21 protein-coding genes and 2 pseudogenes are annotated in these 19,964 nt (G+C 62.3%); 10 read left to right on the top strand and 13 right to left on the bottom strand.

From position 1 onward, the window contains the following. Positions 1 to 86: 86 nt before the first annotated feature. A complete protein-coding gene (locus C7W88_RS13905; RefSeq protein ID WP_370073141.1) occupies positions 87 to 752 on the bottom strand; it encodes a methyltransferase domain-containing protein in 666 nt (221 codons plus the stop codon). Between the two features lie 122 nt (positions 753 to 874). On the opposite strand from C7W88_RS13905, the gene C7W88_RS13900 reads away from it, so the two are divergent. From C7W88_RS13900 to C7W88_RS13885, 4 genes and pseudogenes are all read left to right on the top strand, one after another. Then, the gene (locus C7W88_RS13900) at positions 875 to 1,660 is read left to right on the top strand and encodes a ComF family protein (protein WP_118073983.1); all 786 of its coding nucleotides are present in this window, start codon (positions 875 to 877) and stop codon (positions 1,658 to 1,660) included. Between the two features lie 452 nt (positions 1,661 to 2,112). After that, positions 2,113 to 2,447, top strand: a pseudogene (gene hisI, locus C7W88_RS13895) (phosphoribosyl-AMP cyclohydrolase). Between the two features lie 31 nt (positions 2,448 to 2,478). Next, on the top strand, positions 2,479 to 2,955 hold the full coding sequence (locus tag C7W88_RS13890; RefSeq protein ID WP_205525190.1) for a MerR family DNA-binding transcriptional regulator: 477 nt from the start codon (positions 2,479 to 2,481) through the stop codon (positions 2,953 to 2,955). Between the two features lie 28 nt (positions 2,956 to 2,983). Next, a complete protein-coding gene (locus C7W88_RS13885; protein WP_118073982.1) occupies positions 2,984 to 4,786 on the top strand; it encodes an acyl-CoA dehydrogenase C-terminal domain-containing protein in 1,803 nt (600 codons plus the stop codon). Positions 4,787 to 4,819: 33 nt separating this feature from the next. Here C7W88_RS13885 and C7W88_RS13880 read toward each other — a convergent pair whose 3' ends face one another. From C7W88_RS13880 to C7W88_RS13870, 3 genes and pseudogenes are all read right to left on the bottom strand, one after another. Continuing rightward, complete coding sequence (locus C7W88_RS13880) at positions 4,820 to 5,524, bottom strand: dienelactone hydrolase family protein (RefSeq protein ID WP_118073981.1); 705 nt, start codon at positions 5,522 to 5,524, stop codon at positions 4,820 to 4,822. Positions 5,525 to 5,529: 5 nt separating this feature from the next. Beyond that, positions 5,530 to 6,446 (bottom strand): annotated as a pseudogene (gene cysK / locus C7W88_RS13875) (cysteine synthase A). A gap of 55 nt (positions 6,447 to 6,501) precedes the next feature. Beyond that, the gene (locus C7W88_RS13870; protein ID WP_240344669.1) at positions 6,502 to 7,797 is read right to left on the bottom strand and encodes an MFS transporter; all 1,296 of its coding nucleotides are present in this window, start codon (positions 7,795 to 7,797) and stop codon (positions 6,502 to 6,504) included. On the opposite strand from C7W88_RS13870, the gene C7W88_RS24820 reads away from it, so the two are divergent. Beyond that, entirely contained in the window at positions 7,755 to 8,210 is a 456-nt protein-coding gene (locus tag C7W88_RS24820) for a hypothetical protein (RefSeq protein WP_205525316.1), read from the top strand. The two genes, C7W88_RS13870 and C7W88_RS24820, sit on opposite strands and share 43 nt — an antisense overlap. A gap of 164 nt (positions 8,211 to 8,374) precedes the next feature. Here the strand turns inward: C7W88_RS24820 and tyrS are convergent, their stop codons facing one another. Together tyrS and C7W88_RS13855 are read right to left on the bottom strand one after the other, a co-directional pair. Beyond that, positions 8,375 to 9,604 (bottom strand): tyrosine--tRNA ligase, encoded by a 1,230-nt coding sequence (gene tyrS, locus C7W88_RS13860; RefSeq protein ID WP_118073980.1) that lies wholly within the window; start codon positions 9,602 to 9,604, stop codon positions 8,375 to 8,377. Positions 9,605 to 9,669: 65 nt separating this feature from the next. After that, positions 9,670 to 10,245, bottom strand: coding sequence for a hypothetical protein (locus C7W88_RS13855; RefSeq protein ID WP_162896063.1), 576 nt, complete (start codon positions 10,243 to 10,245; stop codon positions 9,670 to 9,672). Between the two features lie 35 nt (positions 10,246 to 10,280). On the opposite strand from C7W88_RS13855, the gene C7W88_RS13850 reads away from it, so the two are divergent. Further along, the gene (locus C7W88_RS13850) at positions 10,281 to 10,811 is read left to right on the top strand and encodes a DOMON-like domain-containing protein (RefSeq protein ID WP_118073978.1); all 531 of its coding nucleotides are present in this window, start codon (positions 10,281 to 10,283) and stop codon (positions 10,809 to 10,811) included. Between the two features lie 2 nt (positions 10,812 to 10,813). Next, positions 10,814 to 12,010, top strand: a complete 1,197-nt coding sequence (locus C7W88_RS13845) for an exo-beta-N-acetylmuramidase NamZ domain-containing protein (RefSeq protein WP_118073977.1) — start codon at positions 10,814 to 10,816, stop codon at positions 12,008 to 12,010. A gap of 15 nt (positions 12,011 to 12,025) precedes the next feature. Here the strand turns inward: C7W88_RS13845 and C7W88_RS23145 are convergent, their stop codons facing one another. The 3 genes from C7W88_RS23145 to C7W88_RS13835 all read right to left on the bottom strand — a co-directional run bounded on the left by C7W88_RS23145 (position 12,026) and on the right by C7W88_RS13835 (position 13,977). Further along, entirely contained in the window at positions 12,026 to 12,730 is a 705-nt protein-coding gene (locus tag C7W88_RS23145) for an MFS transporter (RefSeq protein ID WP_205525189.1), read from the bottom strand. Further along, positions 12,706 to 13,299 (bottom strand): MFS transporter, encoded by a 594-nt coding sequence (locus C7W88_RS23140; protein WP_205525188.1) that lies wholly within the window; start codon positions 13,297 to 13,299, stop codon positions 12,706 to 12,708. The genes C7W88_RS23145 and C7W88_RS23140 overlap by 25 nt, the downstream gene beginning before the upstream one ends. A 75-nt stretch (positions 13,300 to 13,374) precedes the next feature. After that, positions 13,375 to 13,977, bottom strand: a complete 603-nt coding sequence (locus tag C7W88_RS13835) for a twin-arginine translocation pathway signal protein (protein ID WP_240344667.1) — start codon at positions 13,975 to 13,977, stop codon at positions 13,375 to 13,377. 268 nt (positions 13,978 to 14,245) lie between these two features. Between C7W88_RS13835 and C7W88_RS13830 the strand changes: the two genes are divergently transcribed. Continuing rightward, a complete protein-coding gene (locus tag C7W88_RS13830) occupies positions 14,246 to 15,427 on the top strand; it encodes a sulfotransferase family 2 domain-containing protein (protein WP_118073976.1) in 1,182 nt (393 codons plus the stop codon). A gap of 4 nt (positions 15,428 to 15,431) precedes the next feature. Here the strand turns inward: C7W88_RS13830 and C7W88_RS13825 are convergent, their stop codons facing one another. The 3 genes from C7W88_RS13825 to C7W88_RS13815 are packed head-to-tail and all read right to left on the bottom strand — an operon-like array spanning position 15,432 to position 17,628. Next, the gene (locus C7W88_RS13825) at positions 15,432 to 15,650 is read right to left on the bottom strand and encodes a hypothetical protein (RefSeq protein WP_118073975.1); all 219 of its coding nucleotides are present in this window, start codon (positions 15,648 to 15,650) and stop codon (positions 15,432 to 15,434) included. Then, a complete protein-coding gene (locus C7W88_RS13820; RefSeq protein WP_118073974.1) occupies positions 15,651 to 16,430 on the bottom strand; it encodes an enoyl-CoA hydratase in 780 nt (259 codons plus the stop codon). A 16-nt stretch (positions 16,431 to 16,446) separates the two neighbouring features. Further along, positions 16,447 to 17,628, bottom strand: coding sequence for a VWA domain-containing protein (locus C7W88_RS13815; RefSeq protein ID WP_118074780.1), 1,182 nt, complete (start codon positions 17,626 to 17,628; stop codon positions 16,447 to 16,449). Between the two features lie 136 nt (positions 17,629 to 17,764). On the opposite strand from C7W88_RS13815, the gene C7W88_RS13810 reads away from it, so the two are divergent. Next, a complete protein-coding gene (locus C7W88_RS13810; protein WP_118073973.1) occupies positions 17,765 to 18,640 on the top strand; it encodes a L,D-transpeptidase family protein in 876 nt (291 codons plus the stop codon). A 65-nt stretch (positions 18,641 to 18,705) separates the two neighbouring features. Here C7W88_RS13810 and C7W88_RS13805 read toward each other — a convergent pair whose 3' ends face one another. Continuing rightward, positions 18,706 to 19,128 carry a GFA family protein gene (locus tag C7W88_RS13805; RefSeq protein WP_118073972.1) on the bottom strand — a complete coding sequence of 141 codons (423 nt, stop codon included), beginning with the start codon at positions 19,126 to 19,128 and terminating at the stop codon, positions 18,706 to 18,708. Between the two features lie 92 nt (positions 19,129 to 19,220). Here C7W88_RS13805 and C7W88_RS13800 point away from each other — a divergent pair, with 92 nt between their 5' ends. Beyond that, positions 19,221 to 19,964: a glutathione S-transferase family protein gene (locus C7W88_RS13800; protein ID WP_162896062.1), complete on the top strand. Its 744-nt coding sequence runs from the start codon at positions 19,221 to 19,223 to the stop codon at positions 19,962 to 19,964.

Here is a 19,964-nt window from a genome sequence, read left to right as displayed (position 1 = left end):
CTCTTCAGTGGGTGGGCGCGCTCAAAACTTGGGCGGGCGTAGCGCCTTTGCCCAGCCGCTCAGCGTCAAGATCTCGAACCGCTCGGTCACCTTGCCGTCCGCATCCCGGCGGGCATCGAAAGCCTCCTGCGCGCGAGCGAGAGCCGCTTTTCCCAGCGTGTTACCGGGCGGGCGAGGCAATTGCCAAGGCCTTGCGCCCGCAAGTCTGCGATAATCCCGGCGAATGAGCGGAAGCGCACGTCGATGTGGTGGCTGTCGATCACCGGGTCGGCGAACCCGGCCCGCTGCAGCAGCTGCCCGCCGGCGCGGACATCGACTTGCGGATGGATGCGCGGGGAAGGGCGCTCGCCATCCGCTTCCAGCATGATCTGACGCAGAACCGGCAGCGATCCGGCGCCAAGGAAGCAGGCGATCATCAACCCGCCATCGGCAAGGGCACGGCGCAGGTGTACCAGTGCGCCCGGCAAGTCATTGACGGTATCGAGCGTGCCGAGGCTGGCGATGAAATCGTAACCGGCGGGCGCTGGGTAGGGCACCTCTTCATCAACCAGGAGCTGTCCCAGCGCTGGATCGCGGCTGTCGACAGTCGCGCCCGCGGCCGCCAATGCCGCACTGATCGCGTTGGTCCAATCACCGATCATGAGCGCCCGACGGGGTTCGTGGCGGAGGAATGACAGGCGTTCGAGCACGTCCTCGACCATGTCGTCGATGACGTAGCGCGGTGCATCCGGAGCCGATTGCAGCTGGACCATGCGGCGGCGTACGGCATTCCGCCGATTTCGAGCAAAAATAATAGGGGGAGTAGTGGCCATTTCCGGGCAGTGCCCGTGTCCGCCGGTCTTGCCAAGAGGGGCGTTCGTGCGACGATGCAGCGATGCCAATGTCTGCCGCGCAGCTTTCCGCAGTGTTGACGCCAATCGTCGACTTCGTGTTCCCGCCGCGCTGCCCACTGTGTGGCAGCCCCGTCGCGGCACATGGCGGGCTTTGCCTGGCATGTTGGGGCAAGATCGTCGTGCCCTCCGGCACCTGCTGCAAGCTGTGCCAGCGCCCGATGGGTGAACTTTATGGTGCAGAGGCAGAAATGGTCTGCGCGCCGTGCATGGCAGAGCCGCCCAAGCATTCCGGCATCGCCGCTGCCACGCTCTACAACGAACCTTCACGCGCGCTGGTGCTGGCTCTCAAGCATGGGCGGCGGATCGGGCTGGTGCCGATGATGGCGCGGATGATCCTGCCAAGGCTCGGCGGGCTTGAAGGAGACTGGCTCGTCGTGCCGGTGCCGCTCCACCGATGGCGGCTGATGCGGCGCGGGTTCAATCAGTCGGCCCTGCTGGCGCGGGAGCTGGCAAGGCTGACAGGCAAGCAACTGATGGTGGACGGACTTGTCCGCCCGAAGGCAACGCCGTCACTCGGCGGTCTCAATCGCAAGTCTCGCGCCCGGGTGTTGACCGGCGCAATCCAGCCAAATCCGCGCCTCGCACATCGCCTGACCGGAGCGCGTGTACTGTTGGTCGACGACGTGATGACCAGTGGCGCTACCACTGATGCCTGCATGTTGGCCCTGCGCCGTGCCAAGGTGGCACAGGTACAGATAGCCTGCTTTTCGCGCGTGCTTGACGAAGCTCTCGATGGTCTGCGCGTTTCGCCGGAGCCGGACGCATAGACTGACGTGCGCCCGAAAAGGAAACGCCCGAAACCGAAGTTCCGGGCGCCCTCGTGACGAAATTGCGCGGAGTTCGCGTTGAGCGCGATACCGACGGCCCCCTGACCGTCCCGCTTTTTACCCTCACCATCCGGTCTCGCTTCGCGCGGCCCCTTTGGGCCTGCTGCGAGGCAGCCAACCGGCCCCTCATCAAGTGTCCCTGAACATTGGCGCTACGTCCACTGCCGCCCGGTTGCGGGCTGGCGGTTCAGTTCGCGGTTCCCTCAAACCGCTGAGTCTTAATCACCCATTCATGCTTCCGACGGAAGCGGATTGTGCGCGGTGTTATGGATTTTGCCCGCCTGTGTGGTTATCCTGCAACAAATCCGCCATGAAGCGGCAACCCGGAAAAGGCAGCGACCACTTTGTCAACCACCAGCGACACCGCTTTGCGCGAGCAAGGCACTGAATTGATGCCGAAGTTCGACTCCAACGGGCTGCTGACGGCTGTGGCGGTGGACCATGGCACGAATGCACTCCTGATGCTGGCGCACATGAATCGCGAAGCTCTGGATCGGACGCTGGAGACCGGCTTCGCGCACTTCTTCTCACGCTCGCGGGGAAGCTGTGGATGAAGGGTGAAACTTCGGGGCACGTGCTAAAGATCGTCGAGATTCGCGTGGATTGCGATCAAGACGCGCTGGAACTGCGTGTCGAGCCCGCAGGTCCTGCCTGCCACACGCTGGCGCCGACCTGCTTCTATCGCCGCATTACACCGGAAGGCTCTTTGCAACGCATCGTCGATTGACGCTTACGTAAAGGTTAGATAGCTTGGTGACATGTCACAGCATGCCGCCACAGCGACTCGCGATCCGTCTGCACAGAACGAGCACACCGGGCATCTCGATCAGCCCGATGCGCTCAAGCGTGACCAGTTCACCATTTCCGACCTCTCAGGCGAGTTCGGGGTGACGGCGCGCGCGTTGCGTTTCTACGAGGACGAAGGCCTGATTGCGCCCGAGCGTGTCGGTCTTTCGCGCATCTATTCCAAGCGTGACCGTGCGCGGCTCGCCTGGATCATGCGCGCCAAGAACGTGGGCTTCAGCCTCGCAGAAATCCGCGACATGATCGATCTTTACGACATGGGCGACGGCCGCGCCGAGCAGCGCCGCGTCACCATTGCCAAGTGTCGTGAACGGATCGAGAACCTGCGTCGCCAACAGGCGGACATAGCTGCGACCATCGATGAGCTGACCAGCTTCGTCGATCTCGTCATCGCCAAGGAGCGGTCCGAAGGCCGCGATCCAACGGCCTGAAGGCCGAACGCTTAAAGGGACAGGACAAATGCCGATCTATAACGCGCCGACCCGCGACACCCGCTTCGTCGTCAACGAACTGATCCGCCTTGAAAGCTACGGCAACCTGCCCGGCTTCGAAAGCGCCACGCCCGACATGACCGATGCGATCATCGAGGAGGCAGGGCGCTTCGTTTCCGAAGTCATCGCTCCGCTCAATCTCTCGGGTGACAAGGAAGGTTGCACGCGTCACGCCGATGGCAGCGTCACCACGCCGACCGGCTTCAAGGATGCCTATCGTCAGTACGTGGAAGGCGGTTGGGGCACGCTCTCTGCGCCCGAGGCATACGGCGGTCAGGGCTTGCCGCACGTGATGGGCTTCATCATGGAGAAGTACCTCGCCACCGCCAACCAGGCTTTCGCGATGTACCCGGGTCTTGCCAACGGAGCGATCTCGGCGATCATCGCCAAGGGTTCGCCCGAGCAGCAGGCGAAGTACCTGCCGAAGATGGTGACCGGCGAGTGGCTCGGCACCATGAACCTGACCGAGCCGCATTGCGGCACCGACCTCGGCATGATCCGCACGCGGGCCGAGCCTCAGGTTGACGGTTCCTATGCAATCACCGGCACGAAGATCTTCATCTCGGCGGGCGATCATGACCTGACCGAGAACATCATCCACCTCGTCCTTGCCAAGACACCCGGTGCGCCGGAATCGAGCAAGGGTATCTCGCTGTTCATCGTGCCCAAGTTCATCGTCAATGACGATGGCTCGTTGGGTGAGAAGAACGGCGTTTCGGTCGGCTCCATCGAAGAGAAGATGGGCATCCACGGCAACGCCACCTGCGTCATGAACTACGATGGCGCAAAGGGCTGGATGGTCGGCGAGGAAAACAAGGGTCTCGCTGCCATGTTCATCATGATGAACGCGGCGCGCCTTGGCGTGGGCATGCAGGGTCTCGCACAAGCCGAAGTCGCCTACCAGAACGGCCTTGCCTATGCGCTCGACCGCCGCCAAGGCCGCGCGCTGACCGGGCCGGTCGATCCGCAGGCCAAGGCCGATCCGATCATCGTCCATCCCGACGTGCGCCGCATGCTGATGGACGCCAAGACCTTCATCGAAGGCATGCGCGCGTTGTGCCTGTGGGGTGCCCTTCAGGTCGACCTGTCACACAAGGCGGCAACGGCGGAAGAGCGCCAGATGGCTGACGATCTGATCAGCCTGCTGACGCCGGTGATCAAGGGCTATGGCACCGACATGGGCTACAAGGTCGCCACCGACATGCAGCAGGTGTGGGGTGGCCACGGCTACATCGCCGAGAACGGCATGGATCAGTTCGTGCGCGATGCCCGTATTGCCATGATCTACGAAGGCACCAACGGCGTGCAGGCGATGGACCTTGTCGGCCGCAAGCTGGCGCTGAACGGCGGTCGGGCGATCCAGGCGTTCTTCGCGCTGGTCGATGCCGAATGCGCTGAGGAAACCGCCGACGAGACGGTCAAGCTGGTGGCTGAGCGCCTCGCCAAGGCCAATGGCGAACTCAAGGCCGCGACGATGTGGTTCATGCAGAACGCGATGGGCAATCCCAACAACCTCGGCGCCGGCGCGTATGCCTACATGACGCTGACCGGCATCGTGTCGCTTGGCCTGATGTGGCTGCGCATGGCCAAGGTTGCGGCTGCGGCAATTGCGGACGGCACTGAGGACACGGCGTTCTACGAAGCCAAGCTGACCTGCGCCCGCCACTGGGCGACGCGCTACACCACCGAGGCTGGCGCGCTGCGCCGTCAGGTGGAAGCAGGGGGCGAGACGATCATGGCGCTGACGCCTGAGCAGCTCGCCATCGCGTGATCAGGTGAGGGGAGGCGACGAACGCCTCCCCGATCAACCCAGTACCTCGTCGAGCAGGCCCATCAGCGCTGCCCAGCTCTGGCGGTCGGCGCTGGCGTCGTAGCCGATGGCGGCCATGCCGCGCTCGTCACTGCCCGGGTCGGTGAAGCCGTGCTTTACGCCACTGTAGCTGTGGAAGTGCCAGTTGGCTCCGGCAGCGTCCATTTCCTCCCAGAACGCGTTGACTTGCGAGCGCGCGACCATGGGGTCGGCATCGCCGTGGCAGACGAGGATACGTGCTTTCACTGCCCCGGGCGAGGCGGGGGCTTGCGTATCGAGCAGGCCGTGGAAGCTGGCTGCGAGGACAATGTCGGCCCCATCGCGCGCCAGTTCGAGTGCGGCTTGCCCGCCCATGCAGAAGCCGATGGCTGCAACCGGCAGGCCTTGTGCCTCAGGTAGTGCGGTCAGCGCAGCCAGGCCAGCGTGCAGGCGCTGGCGGTAGCCATCGGCGCTGGCGCGCAGAGGTCCAGCGAGTTCGCGCGCATGGTCGAAATCGCGGACCTGCACGCCGTAGAAATCGGCAATCATCGTCAGATAACCCGCCTGCGCCAGCATGTGGGCACGGCGGATCATCGGCGTGTTGCAGTTGGCGATCGTTGGCAGCACCAGCACTGCTGCGCGGGGGTGACCCTCAGGCTTTACAAGAAAGCCGGTGAGGGCCACGTCATCATCGGCGTAATCGACCTGTTCGACCGCCATCGCATTTACTCCGGCAGGAAGTCCGGCACCGAGAGATAGCGTTCGCCGGTATCGTAGTTGAAGCCCAGCACGCGGCTGCCGACAGGCAGGGTTTCAAGCTTCTGGGCAATCGCTGCCAAGGTCGCGCCTGAAGAGATGCCGACAAGGATGCCCTCCTTGGCCGCGCACTGGCGAGCCATTTCCTTTGCCTCGGCCGGATCGACGGTGATGGCGCCGTCGATCGACTTGGTATGCAGGTTGCCCGGGATGAAGCCGGCGCCGATGCCCTGGATCGGGTGGGGGCAGGCTGGCCACCGGAGATGACCGGCGAAAGCGTCGGCTCGACAGCGTAGGCCTTCATCGAAGGCCAGTGCTTCTTCAGCTCCTCGGCGCAACCGGTGAGGTGGCCGCCCGTGCCGACGCCGGTGATCAGCGCGTCGATCGGTTCGCTGGCGAAGTCCTTGAGGATTTCCTGCGCGGTCGTCCGCACGTGGATGGCGACATTGGCAGGATTGTCGAACTGCTGGGGCATCCACGCGCCCTCGGTCGATTCGACGAGTTCGCGGGCACGTTCGATCGCGCCCTTCATGCCCTTTTCGCGAGGGGTGAGATCGAAGGTGGCGCCATAGGCGAGCATCAGGCGGCGCCGTTCGAGCGACATCGATTCGGGCATGACGAGCACGAGCTTGTAGCCCTTGACCGCCGCCGCCATGGCGAGGCCGATGCCGGTGTTGCCCGAGGTCGGCTCGATGATCGTGCCGCCGGGCTTGAGGCTGCCGTCAGCCTCCGCAGCCTCGATCATGGCGAGGCCGATCCTGTCCTTGATCGAGCCGCCGGGATTGGCGCGCTCGTTCTTCACCCATACCTCGTGGTCGGGAAACAGGCGGGACAGGCGAACATGCGGGGTGTTGCCGATAGTGGCGAGGATGGAATCCGCTCTCATGTCGCTTGCTCCTTGTGGTGAAGGGATTGGTTGGAGTCTTGAGGACAACCTAGGACTATCTGTACCGCGCTGCAAAGGTTCGCGCGTTCTTCAGTTCCGGGAAAAGGAAAAACCATGCCGCTGTCACGGCGATGGCGCTGATGCCGCCGAAGATCACGGCGCCGACAGCACCGATCAGGGCGGCAGCCACACCCGATTGCATCTCGCCCAGTTCGTTGGATGCGGAGATGGCGAGGCCGGAGATGGACGAGACTCGTCCACGAACGTCATCCGGGGTGTGCAGCTGCACGAGCGTGCTGCGGATGAATACCGAAACCATGTCTCCTGCGCCGATGCCGACGAGCATCAGCAGCGACAGGTAATAGTTCGTAGAGATGCCGAAGCCGATGGTGAACAGGCCGAAGATGACGACGCCCAAAAGCATCTTGTTGCCAACATTCTGGGTGATCGGCTTGCGCGCCAGGACGAACGCGACCAGCGCCGCGCCGAGACCCGGCATTGCGCGCATCAAGCCGAGACCATCGGCGCCAACTGGTTGCCCGTCGATGAAAAGAATGTCTCGGGCGAAGACTGGCAACAGGGCGGTGGCCCCGCCAAGGAGTACGGCAAAAAGATCAAGCGTGACGCAACCAAGCAGGAACCGGTCATTCCACACGAACGAGAGGCCTTGGAGAATCTGGCGCAAGGGATGCGTGTTGCGGTTGCTTTCCGGCGGCGGAATCCTGCGGATGCCGAAGATGCAGAAAGCGCCCAGCGCTAGGAGCCCGGTCGACAACCAATAGGGCAAGGACGGGTGCCCTGCAAAAAGCAGCCCTGCGATCGCCGGCCCGCCGACCGAGCCGGTCTGCCACGCCATTGAATTGATCGCCACGGCCTTTGGCATCAGTTCTGCAGGTACGACATTGGGGGCAATGGAGGACAGCGCAGGGCCGATAAAGACGCGCGCGGTTCCATGGAGAGCGCCAAGCCCGAACAGCAGCGGTAGCGACAGGACATCGGCATAAGTGCAGGTTGCGAGTGACAGGGCGACCATCAGGTCGATGCACATCGCAAGCCCGGCGACGTTGCGCCGGTCGAACCGGTCGGCAACCACTCCTGCCACGGGAGTCAGCAGAAACAGCGGCAGAAACTGCGCAAGTCCAAGCAAGCCAAGCTGAAATGCGGCCTGGGCGATCGACATCCCGTATTGTCCGCGGGCGACGTCATAAAGCTGGTATCCCAGGATCACCACCATTCCCGATGTCGCAAGCACCGAGAAGAAGCGGGCGATCCAGAAGCGCCGGTAATCGGGAATGGCAAGCGGCGAGAATGGCGAAGCCGAAGTTGCGGAATCAGGAGAAGCTGTGGTCACGGCCGGTGCAATGCCAGCCGACCGTGAAGTTGCCAAGAAAGCAAAATTTGGGTCCGGCGCAGCAACCGGGCTGCGACGCTTCCCAAGGGCGCTACGTCAGCCCTGGCTGCGCGATCGGGGCCGGGCTGCATGGCGCGGATCAGCTTGTTGAAATCATCAAGTCGGATGATTCGTTCGAACTGGAAACCGGCGCGATCGCCGTCGGTCCACACGAGGAAGGCCTCGATGCGTCCGATGACCGGGAGCCGCACCGTAACGCGTTCGCCCCGGCCAAGATCACTGCAGCCAGTGGCCATGAACCCGGTTGTCGAGATATTCGCGAGGTGAAGCATGATATCGCCGCGCGCGCGATGCTCGCCGATGATCGGCAGATTCACGGGGTGCCGGGTCGAACGACGCAGGTCGGTGACTGAAAGCTGTGCTCCGCCGCGCATCGTTCCTCCTGGCGCATGAGTGACTATGCCGGAAGATATAGAACCGAAATGGCGAACAATTCGTAAAGCCGCGGCAAAGGCTTGCCGGAACCGGCAAGCCTTTGCCGTTATTCATCCCGTAAGGTTGACGGCTGGGCGTGTTTTCAGGCGCGGCGAAGGATGCCGTGCTTCTTCTTGCCCGACGAAATGCGGATCTCTTCGGACGACAAGGCAATGCGATAGCTGTCGTCGGTCACAGACTCGCCTGCGACTTTCGCCCCGCCACCGGCGACAAGGCGCTTCGCTTCCCCTCGGCTGTTCGCAAAGCCAAGCCCCACAAGCGCGTCGATGATCCCGATGCTGTCTTCCGTTGTTGCGAAAACGGGAAGATCCTGGCCGAGTCCGCCGCCAGCGAAGGTTGCCGATGCGGTTGCTTCGGCGGCCTTCGCAGCTTCTTCGCCACGCACCAGACGGGTCACCTCGCTGGCCAGAACCACCTTCGCGGCATTGATCTCGCTGCCTTGGAGTGCCTCGAGCCGCTTGATTTCGTCGAGCGGAAGATCGGTGAAAAGGCGCAGGAACTTGCCGACATCGCGGTCATCCGTGTTGCGCCAGAACTGCCAGAAGTCCCAGGCGGGCAGGGCGTCCTCGTTAAGCCACACCGCGCCCGCCGCAGTCTTGCCCATCTTCTTGCCATCGGCAGTGGTGAGCAGCGGCGTCGTCAGGCCGAAGACTTCCTTGCCATCCTTGCGGCGCGTCAGTTCGATACCGTTGACGATATTGCCCCACTGGTCCGAGCCTCCCATCTGGAGGCGCACGCCCATGTCCTTGTTGAGGTGGCGGAAATCGTAGCCCTGCAGGATCATGTAGTTGAATTCGAGGAAGGTCATCGGCTGTTCGCGCTCAAGCCGCAGCTTGACCGAATCGAACGTCAGCATGCGGTTGACCGTGAAGTGCGTGCCGACTTCCTGGAGCAGCTCAATGTAGCCGAGCTTGCCCAGCCAATCGTGGTTGTTGACCATCACGGCGTCGGTCGGGCCATCGCCGAACTTGAGCAGCTTCGAAAAAACCGTGAAGATCGAGGCGATATTGTCCTCGATCGTCTGGTCGGACAGCATCTTGCGGCTCTCGTCACGTCCGGTGGGATCGCCAATGCGGGTTGTGCCGCCACCCATCAGCACCACCGGCTTGTGCCCGGCCTGCTGCAGGCGGCGCAGCATCATGATCTGCACGAGACTGCCGACATGAAGCGACGGCGCCGTCGCGTCGAAGCCGATATATCCCGGCACCACGCCCTCGTTGGCCAACTTGTCGAGCCCTTCGGCATCGGTCAGCTGATGGATGTAGCCGCGCTCGTCGAGCAGGCGAAGGAGGGTGGAACTGTAGTTCGTCATAGTGCGGCGCGCCTAGCACGCCGGCACGAGCAAACAAAGTGCCTGGCTTGGGTTCGAGGCCCGGATTACTGGCCGCCAGTTTCGAAGATGGCGGCAACTGCTTGCTGATGACTGGCGCTCTCGCAGCTTTCAGAGGCGATCGAGACGTTGTGGATCGCCGCGCCGAGCCGGATGGTGCCGGTGGTGACGCAGCCTGTGGGGTAGCCTGGTGCGACGTTTAAACCCGCCCCAGGCCTGGGATGGAGCGTGACATAGGCCCGCACCGTATCACCCTTGCGATGGATCGTCGGAACAGGCTGTTCTTCAGCGGCCTGTGTCCCGTAGATCGTCTTGGCGGCTTTCACGACGTTGGCGCCGTCGTCGATCGCGATGTCCTTGGCTGGCTTGTCGGTCTTGAACTTCATGTAGGACACGAGCACCCCAGTGCCGGGTCTGCGCAGACGGCTTTCGGTGGCTTCGTCCATCATGTCTTTCATGCCGCCGAACTTCATTGCCGGATTCTGCATGGAAGTTCCGGTCCACGTTTCATCTAGTGTCACACTGATCCCGCCGCCGATGGAGAAATCGCGCGCGCTGGCCTTTCCTGCAACCAACAACACCGCGGCCATGCCGAGAATAGTGCTCCTGCGAAGTGCCGTCATTGCATTCCCTCCCGTGCAGCGGTTAGTCCGGCTTCATGCCGAACTTGTCTAGCCACCCCGCGCATCCCCCTGCAACCGTAACCTCCGTCGAGGCGCGGATCCTGTCGGTCGACAACGTCTGGATGACGCTGCGTTGGCGGGTGGAGGGCACGCAGCGGCTTGTCGTCCCACCCTTCGCGGGCAAGGTTCGCGCCGATGGGCTGTGGCAGACGACCTGTTTCGAGCTGTTCGTGAAGCCGGCCGGCGGCGATGCCTATGCCGAGTTCAACTTTTCACCGTCGCAGGCGTGGGCGGCCTACGATTTTTCCGGCTATCGCGACGGGATGATTGAGCGCGCCGTGCCCCGTCCACCGGTCTGCACGCCACGCCGGGGACAGTCAGTGCTGATCTTCGATGTCGCGCTGCCCACCGCGGCTTTGCCCGCGCTGCCGTTCGCCTATGGGTTGACCGCGGTGATCGACGAGGAAGGTGGGCACAAGTCCTACTGGGCCATCGCGCACCGCGAGGATCGGCCAGACTTCCACCACGCATCTTGCTTCGCGGCCTCGCTTGAGGCACCGCGCTAGCCATGAAATTCGGCATCGACCGGCTGCTCGCCGACCCCGCACTCAGAAAGCCACTCGAAGGCAAGCGCGTCGCCCTGGTGGCCCATCCCGCCTCGGTGACCGAGAGTCTGGTTCATTCGCTTGATGCGCTCGTTGCTGCCGGGGTGAACACCACCTCGGCATTCGGTCCGCAGCACGGCCTAAAGGGCGACAAGCAGGACAACATGGTCGAGACCGCCGACGAGCTCGACCCGACCTACGGCATCCCGGTGTTCAGCCTCTACGGTGAGGTGCGCCGCCCAACCGCAGCCATGATGGACACGGCAGACGTCTTTCTGTTCGACCTGCAGGACCTTGGCTGCCGCATCTACACCTTCGTGACTACGTTGCTCTATCTCCTTGAAGCCACCAGTGGCACCGGCAAGGCGGTGTGGGTGCTAGACCGGCCCAATCCCGCCGGGCGCCCGGTCGAGGGCACCACTCTGCTGCCGGGTTGGGAGAGCTTCGTCGGTGCGGGGCCGATGCCAATGCGGCACGGCATGACGCTGGGCGAGATGGGCGCGTGGTTTGTCGATCACTTCAAGCTCGACGTCGACTACCGCGTGATCACGATGGAAGGGTGGGAGCCGGAAGGCACCGGCTTTGGCTGGCCCGAAAGCCGGATCTGGATCAACCCTTCGCCCAACGCGGCCAGCCTCAACATGGCGCGAGCCTATGCCGGGACGGTGATGATCGAGGGCGCGACCTTGTCTGAAGGGCGCGGCACGACGCGGCCGCTGGAAGTGCTGTTCGGTGCGCCTGATATCGATGCCAAGGCTGTCCTTGCCGAAATGCGCAGCTTCGCGCCGCAGTGGATGCAGGGCTGCGCAATCCGTGAATGCTGGTTCGAGCCGACATTCCACAAGCATGCCAAGAGCTTGTGCAGTGCGCTGATGATCCATGCCGAGGGCGCATTCTACGATCACCACGCGTTCCGTCCGTGGCGGCTGCAGGCCTTGGCGTTCAAGGCAATCCGCAGGCACTATCCGGATTACCCGATCTGGCGCGATTTTCCCTACGAGTACGTGTTCGACAAGCTGGCGATCGACGTGATCAATGGGGGCACGGCGCTGCGCGAGTGGGTGGACGACGCGGCCAGCGCTGCGGGTGATCTCGACGCCTTGGCGGGAGCCGACGAAGCGGCGTGGATCGAAGATCGGGCGCGCTTCCTGCTCTATTGATTGGTGGGGGGCGGATCAGGCGGGGGACGCCGCTGCTTTCCTCGGCGCGCTTTCGTGAATGAGGAACATCGCGAGCAGGGCCACCGCGGCGGCTGATACCATGTACCATGCGACCGCCATCGGTTCTCCGGTGACCTTCAGCAGCCAGGTGATCACCAGTTGAGTCGATCCGCCGAGGAACGTGACGGGCAGGGCATAGACCAGCGCAAAGGTGCGGGCGCGGCTTGCCTTGGGAAGGCTTTCGGCAACTGCGGCATAGACGGCCCCGCTGGGAAGGGTCGAGACGAAGGCGAGCAAGCCGTTGACGACGATGAACATCACCGGGTCATGCGCGCTGGTCAGGGTGATGTAGGCGGGAACGATGGCCAGGGTGAAGGCCAGGGTTGGCCAGATCATCAGCGGCCGCCGCCCGAACCGGTCGCTCATCCAGCCGCCGAGCAGGATTGAGAAAAACCGCGCAACATTGATCGCCAGCGTGCTGCCCAGCGAGATGCTGGCCGAATAGCCGAGCGTGTTCTGGCCATAGGTCGCCATATAGTTGAACAAATAGGTGGCGATGGTCGCGCCCGAAATCATCATCGCGCCGAGAATTACCGTGCGCCAGACCCCGGCAGGAACATGGCCGGCAGGCAAGTGGTCCGGCGCGTGGATCGTTTCTGGCAAGGACCGGCGGATCAGCAGCGAGAACGGCACGATCACCGTGCCCAGCAGCAGGGCCACTCTCCACCCCAGTCGGTCAACTGGTCCGGCGTGAGGACAAGGCTGAGGCCAAGCCCGACGAGCGATCCGGCCGAGGATGCGATGGCCTGGCTGGCGCCCTGCCAGCTGATCGACCAGCCGCGCCGGTGTTCTTGCGCGGTTTCGAGCATGTAGGTCGTGGCCGAGCCCACTTCGCCACCCAAGGCAAACCCCTGCAGCAGGCGCGCCAGCACGACGATCGCCGGTGCAGTGGCGCCGATGGTGGCATAGGACGGCGTGAGTGCGAGGACGGCGACCGAGACGCCCATCAGGGTCATGCTCAAGAGCATTGCGGGCTTGCGCCCGTGCCCGTCTGCCCATGCGCCGATCGCCCAAGCGCCAAGCGGGCGGCCGACAAAGCCGACGCCGAAAGTTGCCAGAGAGGCCATCAGGCTGACGAACGGATCTTCCGACGGGAAGAATACCTTGCCGATCTGGATGGCAAAGAAGCTGAACGTAATGAAGTCGTAGAATTCCAGCGCGTTGCCGGTTGTGGCGGCAATCACCGCGCGGCGGGCAAGCTTACGCTCTTCAACGGTATGCCCTGCCACGATCACCCCCGCCGATCGGTTCCCGCTCAAACGCTGGCAGATGCGGGGCCGGTGTCAAGGATTTCGCAGCCCCCTTCAGTGTGCCTTGGCCGGGACAAGCGCGTCCCACTTTTCCCAACTGATCGTGCGGCCGGGGTAGGCCACCTTCTTGAATGGCCAATCACGGGCAATCCATTGCATCACCCACGCCTGCAGGTCCTTGTCGAAGCCGGCATCGTACTCTGTCTTGGTTACCCACATCAGAACGGCGGCATCATAACCCGCGACCGGGCTGGGCTGCACATAGACACACCCACGCTCGCGCTTGCCATCGGGCGTGAGCACGGCGTAGGCAAACGACTTGCGCTGCGCGAAACGGGCCTGCTCGGTCTGCATATCAGTCATCGCCTCGGCGTCGGTTATCCCGGCGTGCGGCCATGAGGTGTTGCGCGTAAAAGTCTTCTGCAAATGCTCGATCGACGACATGTAAGCATCGTAGTCGATCTTCACGAGCGCGGGACCCAGCGGAACGAGCTTGAAGTCTGGCGTTTCGACCCGGAGCGGGGGCGCAACGCCTTCAGGTAGCAAGACAGTTGTCCGCGCTTCTATCGTCGTTTCTTGCGCGTTGGCACATGGCGAAAATCCAGCAGCTTCGATGAGGGCGGCCAAAACCAGCGATACCTTCTCAATGCGTGGCAAGGCTCGTCTCCATGTGGTGAATGCGCGCGATTCTCGTGCTTGATGCTCTGCGTGACGAAACTGGGAAATACGCTTTTCGCGTCAAAAGGAGCCGTGTGGAATCGTTGCGTCCGCGCAGAGAAGCGTCTGGTCCGGATGTTATGCGGATCTATCGCGGCGAAGGTTATGTCCGCGTGCTAACAGAAGTTCGAAAGTCGGCGCGGCTGGCCATCTTGTCGAGACATTTCCGAACTGGCGCAGCTGACTGTGGTGGAACAGGGATTGCTGAATGGCGCTGCGCGGTTGGGTTTTGCAAATCGTACATTATGGGACCGTGCTGACGATCTTGAGCGTTTTAGTGATCGGTGGCTTCCAGACATTGCTGAAATTGGGCGGGCATCCGCAGATTGCTCTCCTGGCTAGCAGGCTGCTCGGACTGCCGTTCGACTTCGCGATGTGTCGCAAGGTTACTTTCGTCGACGGATCGTTTTCGAAGCGTCGTTATCTGCTCGCGTACGGGGGCACTTGCGCTGTCTCCGGTATTGCGCTCGAAACCTTGGGGAGGGCTTTTGGCGACGTTCACCTCGTTGGCATGGCCTCGATTGTACTCGGACAAGGTCTGCATTTGCTTGCAATGCGCAAGGTTGTGGTGCGGGCAAGCTATCCCAGCATCGATCTTGATGCGTTCACCCCCTATCCCATCCACTGGCATGACAGCCCGGAGTGGGTGCTGTTTATCAAGGACATGATCCGGGACACCGTGCTCAGCCTTGGGCACCGGTTGGTTGAGCTTCCTCTGCTATGCAGTCTTTGGCGCGTCCTGTTCGGCCTGAAACTCGAAAGCAGCATTTCGCGCGCAGGTATGCTTTTCGTGCACATCCCAAAGGCGGCGGGGACATCGGTTTCGGCTTTGTTATATGGCCGCAATCTGCCGCACCTGCCGATGATATCGTTGCGTCGTCGGTTGCATCCGGACGTAACCGCGCTTCCAAGCTTTGCAATCGTCAGGGATCCGGTCGACAGGTTTCTGTCGGCCTACCACTTTACACTGATGGGCGGTACGGAGCTCATGCTGACCTCCCGATTTGAGCGTTGGCGCCTGGGGCGGATGATGCCGCTTGACCGTTTTCTCGACACGCTTGAGGCTTCACCGAAGCTTCTGCACACGGTCAAGCAATTCATTCCGCAAGTGGATTTCGTTCTAGACGCCAAAGGCGAGCTCGCGGTTGACCGGCTGTTTGCGATCGGTCGCGATGGACAGTTGCCGGCAAGTCTGTGGACATGGCTTGAAGTGGACGAACTGCCCCGACTCAACAGTACTCCGCAGGCCATGCCTCGCCTGTCTGCTGCGACCCGCGAAAGAATAATCAGGCTCTATCGGGCCGATGTTGAGTTGTATGAACAGGTCTTGCGTTCGGGTTCGTACCTGACTGCCGGGAGCGGATCAGATTATCGTGCAGAGGTTGCCTGACAGCTTACTGGTACGCCGACAGACTTGAAAATCCGTGCTTCTGGCAGGTGATTTCGCGCATGACCCCGTCGATTCCTTCGAGAGTGAGGGAATACATGCTGCCACCGATCACGGCGGTGATGGCCACCAACCGTGCAACCGTGCCCAAGGTCACAGCCTTGTTGGGGAGAACGTCGCAGCGGACAAAAGCCGATGGACCAGCGGGCGCCTTGGCAACTGGCACTCAATTCCTTCGCCAGACTGGTCTACGCTTTTCGAGAAAAGCATTGATCCCCTCGTCGGTGTTTTCGTCCATCATGTTTTGCGCCATGACTTCGCAGGCGAGAGCATATGCTTCGGTGCGGGAACACTCGCGTTGGGCGTTGAACAGGGCTTTGCCACGGCGGATCGCATCGGGGTTCTTGGCGAGGATCGTGCCAACCAGATCGTCCGTGGCAGCATCAAGCGCCTCGGCTGGAACGACGGTGTTGACAAGGCCCCAGTCCGAGGCGGTTCGGGCATCGATGAACTTTCCTGTCACCAGCATCTCGAACGCACGCTTGGCAGGCACGTTGCGGCTGAGTGCAACGGCGGGGGTTGAGCAGAACAAGCCGACGTTGATGCCCGAAACGGCAAAGCGCGCGCTTTCGGAGGCGACGGCGAGGTCACAGGCCCCGACCAGCTGGCAACCTGCGGCGGTCGCAACGCCATGAACCTTGGCTATGACCGGCACGGGGAGGGCAGCGATGGCCTCCATTACTTCGCTGCAGGCGGCAAACAGCGCGCGGTAGACGGCAAGATTGCGGTCAGCCTGCATCTCGGCGAGATCATGTCCGGCGCAAAATGCCTTTCCGGCACCGGACAGCACGACGACGCGCGCGTCCCCGTCTGCCGCGATGCCCGAAAGCTCGGCTAGCAGTTCGGCAAGGAGGGCTTGCGACAGGGCATTGAACTTGTCGGGGCGATTCAGCACGAGGTCGTAGCGACCCCCTGCCGTCCGCTGCGCGAGGATCGTCTTGCCCATCGTCTGCCCCTTGGAGTCAGTGCTTCTTGCGGGTGAGTTCGCGCATGGCCCCGTCGAGTCCTTCGAGAGTCAGAGGGTACATGCTGCCACCGATCAGGTCCTTGATCATCTTGGTGGATTGCGAATAGGTCCACTGCTTCTCGGGTACGGGATTGAGCCAGACCGTGGCGGGATAAGTCTGCGCCACGCGATGCATCCAGACAGCCCCCGCTTCCTCGTTGAAATGCTCGACGCTGCCGCCGGGGTGGCTGATCTCGTAGGGGCTCATTGCCGCGTCGCCAACGAATACCACTTTGTAATCGTGGCCGAACTTGTGGAGGATGTCCCAGGTCTTGGTGCGTTCCGACCAGCGGCGCTTGTTGTCCTTCCACACACCTTCATACAGGCAGTTGTGGAAATAGAAGAACTCCATGTTCTTGAATTCGGCGGTTGCCGCGCTGAACAGTTCCTCGACGAGCTTGATGAACGGGTCCATCGATCCGCCGACATCGAGGAATAGCAAGAGCTTGACCGCATTGCGCTTTTCCGGCCGCATCCGGATGTCCAGCCAGCCCTGGCGCGCCGTGCCTTCGATCGTGCCGTCGAGATCAAGCTCGTCTGCTGCCCCTTCGCGGGCGAAGCGGCGCAGGCGGCGCAAGGCGATCTTGATGTTGCGCGTGCCGAGTTCGCGAGTGTTGTCGAGGTTGGCGAATTCGCGCTTTTCCCAGACCTTTACCGCACGCTTGTGCTTGCTCTCGCCGCCGATGCGGACGCCTTCGGGGTTGTAGCCGGAATTGCCGAACGGGCTGGTGCCGCCGGTCCCGATCCACTTGTTGCCGCCCTGATGCCGCTTCTCCTGTTCTTCCAGACGCTTCTTGAGCGTCTCCATGATCTCTTCCCACGAACCGAGGGACTTGATCTTCTCCATTTCCTCTTCGGACAGGAACTTCTCGGCCACGGCCTTGAGCCAGTCCTCGGGGATATCAACCGGGCGCTGTCCGTAGTCGGTGAGCAGGCCCTTGAAGACCTTGTTGAACACCTGGTCGAAGCGGTCGAGCAGCCCTTCGTCCTTCACGAACGTCGCGCGGCTCAAATAATAGAAGGCCTCCGGCGTCTGCTCGATCACGTCCTTGTCGAGCGCTTCGAGCAGGACGAGGTGCTCCTTGAAGCTCGCCTGGATGCCTGCGGCACGCAACTCGTCGACGAAATTGAAAAACACGGGCCGCAGCTCCTCTGACTTAACCGAGTGATTAAGCGCTGTGGCAGCGATCGGCAAGGGCTGTTGCACGATAAGCGGTTGAGCGGAAGCGGCAAACGGGTAAGCCATGAAGAAACATGCTTAAGGGCAGTTTACCATGAGTCGCGTCACGAGTACGCTTGCTATCCTTTTGCTTCTGCTGGGTGTGGCAGGTCTGGGCCTGACGTTGCTCGGCCGGGAGGCGCGGGCGGATGCGCAGGAGGCGGTGATCCAGCAGATCGCGCCACCGGCCATCTTCCAGCCAATTGTGCAGCCTATCCGTCCACAATCGCCTCCGCCGGTGCCGGACGTACTGCAATCGGGCGTGCTTGTCGTGGTAAGCAAGACGTCGCAGCGGATGCACGTGTTCAAGAACGGCGAACATTGGGGTTCCTCGCCGGTCTCCACCGGCAAGCGCGGGCATTCGACGCCGGCGGGGGTTTTCCCGATTCTGCAGAAGCGGGTGTTTCACCGCTCCAACATCTACAGCAACGCGCCGATGCCCTACATGCAGCGGCTGACCTGGCGCGGCATTGCGATCCATGCCGGCCATGTCCCGGGCTATCCGGCCTCGCACGGCTGCATTCGCTTGCCGCGCAGCTTTGCCAAGGCGCTGTTCGACTTGACGCGGGCAGACCGGACGACGGTGGTGGTCACGAACGCGCCCCTTCGATCGGAGGAGGGAGCGGTGGCGCTGGCGCTCAATTCGCAAGCTCCGGCGGGACAGCCCGCAGCAGTCCCGAGCGTAGTGATGGCTGCAGCAGCACCGGTCCAGACGATCCAGCTCGCCGCAGCGCTAAGCCCTGCCGAGGCAGATGCGCATTGGCAGGGGGCGGTCGCGATGTACCCGCAACTGGCGAGCTTCCAGAAGGCTGTGCTCCCGGCAGTGGTCGGACAGCGTCGTTATTGGCGGTTGCGAGCCAGTGCTCCCGGCGCGCATGCGGTGTGCGGGTTGCTGAAGCGTGCGGGGCAGGACTGCTTCAACGTGATCTGACTTGAGCAGTTGTTGGCCTTGAACTGCCCTAAGACCATGCCAACCCCGTGGAAAGCGTTGATGCCTTAACCGACGGGCGGCGGGACAGGGGGCTGTTGCGGCCAGCTTTCGAGCGAAGGGTCAAGCATGGCCCAGGGCGGCGCATCCTCGGTCCAGATGATCGCTTCGGGACGCAGGCCGTGGCCCGCGTCAAGGGCACCAAGGCGCACCGTCTTGAGGTGGAGGCGCGCCGAGCTTTGTGCAAGGATCTGCGTGCCGCAGGCGGGGCAGAAGTGAAACGTCAGGGTATTGCCACTGGCTGCCTTCCATTCGCAATGGGCGAGCGTTCCAGTGATGCTGACGTTTTCCGCCTTGAAAATTGCGTTGTTGGTCGGGCCTCCGGCGGCAATCTGCTGGCACTGGCGGCACCAGCATTGGCGCGTCGCAATGGGTTCCCCGGCGATCTTGAGGAAGACGCAACCGCAAGCACATTGACCGGAATAGGGCATGGAGGTGTGCTTCCTTCTGGTTTTTCGCGATTGGGTATTGTTAGTGTTACATACAATTGTCTATGGTGCTTCCACTTGGAGAGGATAACGCCATGACACTCAAGCTCTACAGTTTTGGACCGGCTGCCAACTCGATGAAACCGCTGCTGACGGTGTTCGAAAAGGGTCTCGATGTCGAGAAGCATAGGCTCGATCCCGCCAAGTTCGAGCATCACACTGACTGGTTCAAGGCCATCAATCCGCGTGGTCAGGTTCCAGCGCTGGTGGATGGCGACAAGGTCGTCACGGAATCGACGGTCATCTGTGAATACCTCGAGGACGAATATCCGACCGAGGTGACACTGCGTCCGGCGGACAGCTTTGGTCGCGCGCAGATGCGGATCTGGACGAAGTGGGTAGACGAATACTTCTGCTGGTGCGTCTCGACCATTGGCTGGCACCGCTATGTCGGCAACATGGTCAAGGGCCTCAGCGACGCCGAGTTCGAGGAGAAGGTGAAGGCGATCCCGGTGGTCGAGCAACAGGTGAAGTGGCGGCGTGCCCGCGAAGGCTTCCCGCAGGACCTGCTCGACGAGGAAATGCGCAAGATCGGCTACTCAGTGCGAAAGCTGGACGACCATCTGGCCAATCACGAATGGCTGGTGCCGGGGCAATATACCCTCGCCGACATCTGCAATTTCGCCATCGCCAACGGCATGCCTTTTGGCTTCAAGGAATTGGTCAACAAGGAGGATACGCCTCATCTCGTGCGCTGGATCGACCAGATAAACGAGCGGCCGGCAGTAAAGGCGATGTTTGCGCAGGTGGAACTGGAGAAGCTGGGCCCGCGGGAGTGA

The sequence above is a fragment of the Novosphingobium sp. THN1 genome (assembly GCF_003454795.1).
Classification (GTDB): Bacteria; Pseudomonadota; Alphaproteobacteria; order Sphingomonadales; family Sphingomonadaceae; genus Novosphingobium.
Note: the sequence above shows the minus strand (reverse complement) of the source record. Positions and strands in the feature narration are given on the sequence as shown.

Bases quoted from the DNA above. Each gene is read 5' to 3' on its own strand.
- C7W88_RS13830 (WP_118073976.1), top strand. From the start codon at position 14,246: ATGGCGCTGCGCGGTTGGGTTTTGCAAATCGTACATTATGGGACCGTG.
- tyrS (WP_118073980.1), bottom strand. From the start codon at position 9,604: ATGACGAACTACAGTTCCACCCTCCTTCGCCTGCTCGACGAGCGCGGC.
- C7W88_RS13855 (WP_162896063.1), bottom strand. From the start codon at position 10,245: ATGACGGCACTTCGCAGGAGCACTATTCTCGGCATGGCCGCGGTGTTG.
- C7W88_RS13885 (WP_118073982.1), top strand. From the start codon at position 2,984: ATGCCGATCTATAACGCGCCGACCCGCGACACCCGCTTCGTCGTCAAC.
- C7W88_RS13800 (WP_162896062.1), top strand. From the start codon at position 19,221: ATGACACTCAAGCTCTACAGTTTTGGACCGGCTGCCAACTCGATGAAA.
- C7W88_RS13820 (WP_118073974.1), bottom strand. From the start codon at position 16,430: ATGGGCAAGACGATCCTCGCGCAGCGGACGGCAGGGGGTCGCTACGAC.
- C7W88_RS13810 (WP_118073973.1), top strand. From the start codon at position 17,765: ATGAGTCGCGTCACGAGTACGCTTGCTATCCTTTTGCTTCTGCTGGGT.
- C7W88_RS13900 (WP_118073983.1), top strand. From the start codon at position 875: ATGCCAATGTCTGCCGCGCAGCTTTCCGCAGTGTTGACGCCAATCGTC.
- C7W88_RS13845 (WP_118073977.1), top strand. From the start codon at position 10,814: ATGAAATTCGGCATCGACCGGCTGCTCGCCGACCCCGCACTCAGAAAG.
- C7W88_RS13805 (WP_118073972.1), bottom strand. From the start codon at position 19,128: ATGCCCTATTCCGGTCAATGTGCTTGCGGTTGCGTCTTCCTCAAGATC.
- C7W88_RS13905 (WP_370073141.1), bottom strand. From the start codon at position 752: ATGGTCCAGCTGCAATCGGCTCCGGATGCACCGCGCTACGTCATCGAC.
- C7W88_RS13850 (WP_118073978.1), top strand. From the start codon at position 10,281: ATGCCGAACTTGTCTAGCCACCCCGCGCATCCCCCTGCAACCGTAACC.
- C7W88_RS24820 (WP_205525316.1), top strand. From the start codon at position 7,755: ATGGCGAAGCCGAAGTTGCGGAATCAGGAGAAGCTGTGGTCACGGCCG.
- C7W88_RS13880 (WP_118073981.1), bottom strand. From the start codon at position 5,524: ATGGCGGTCGAACAGGTCGATTACGCCGATGATGACGTGGCCCTCACC.
- C7W88_RS13890 (WP_205525190.1), top strand. From the start codon at position 2,479: ATGTCACAGCATGCCGCCACAGCGACTCGCGATCCGTCTGCACAGAAC.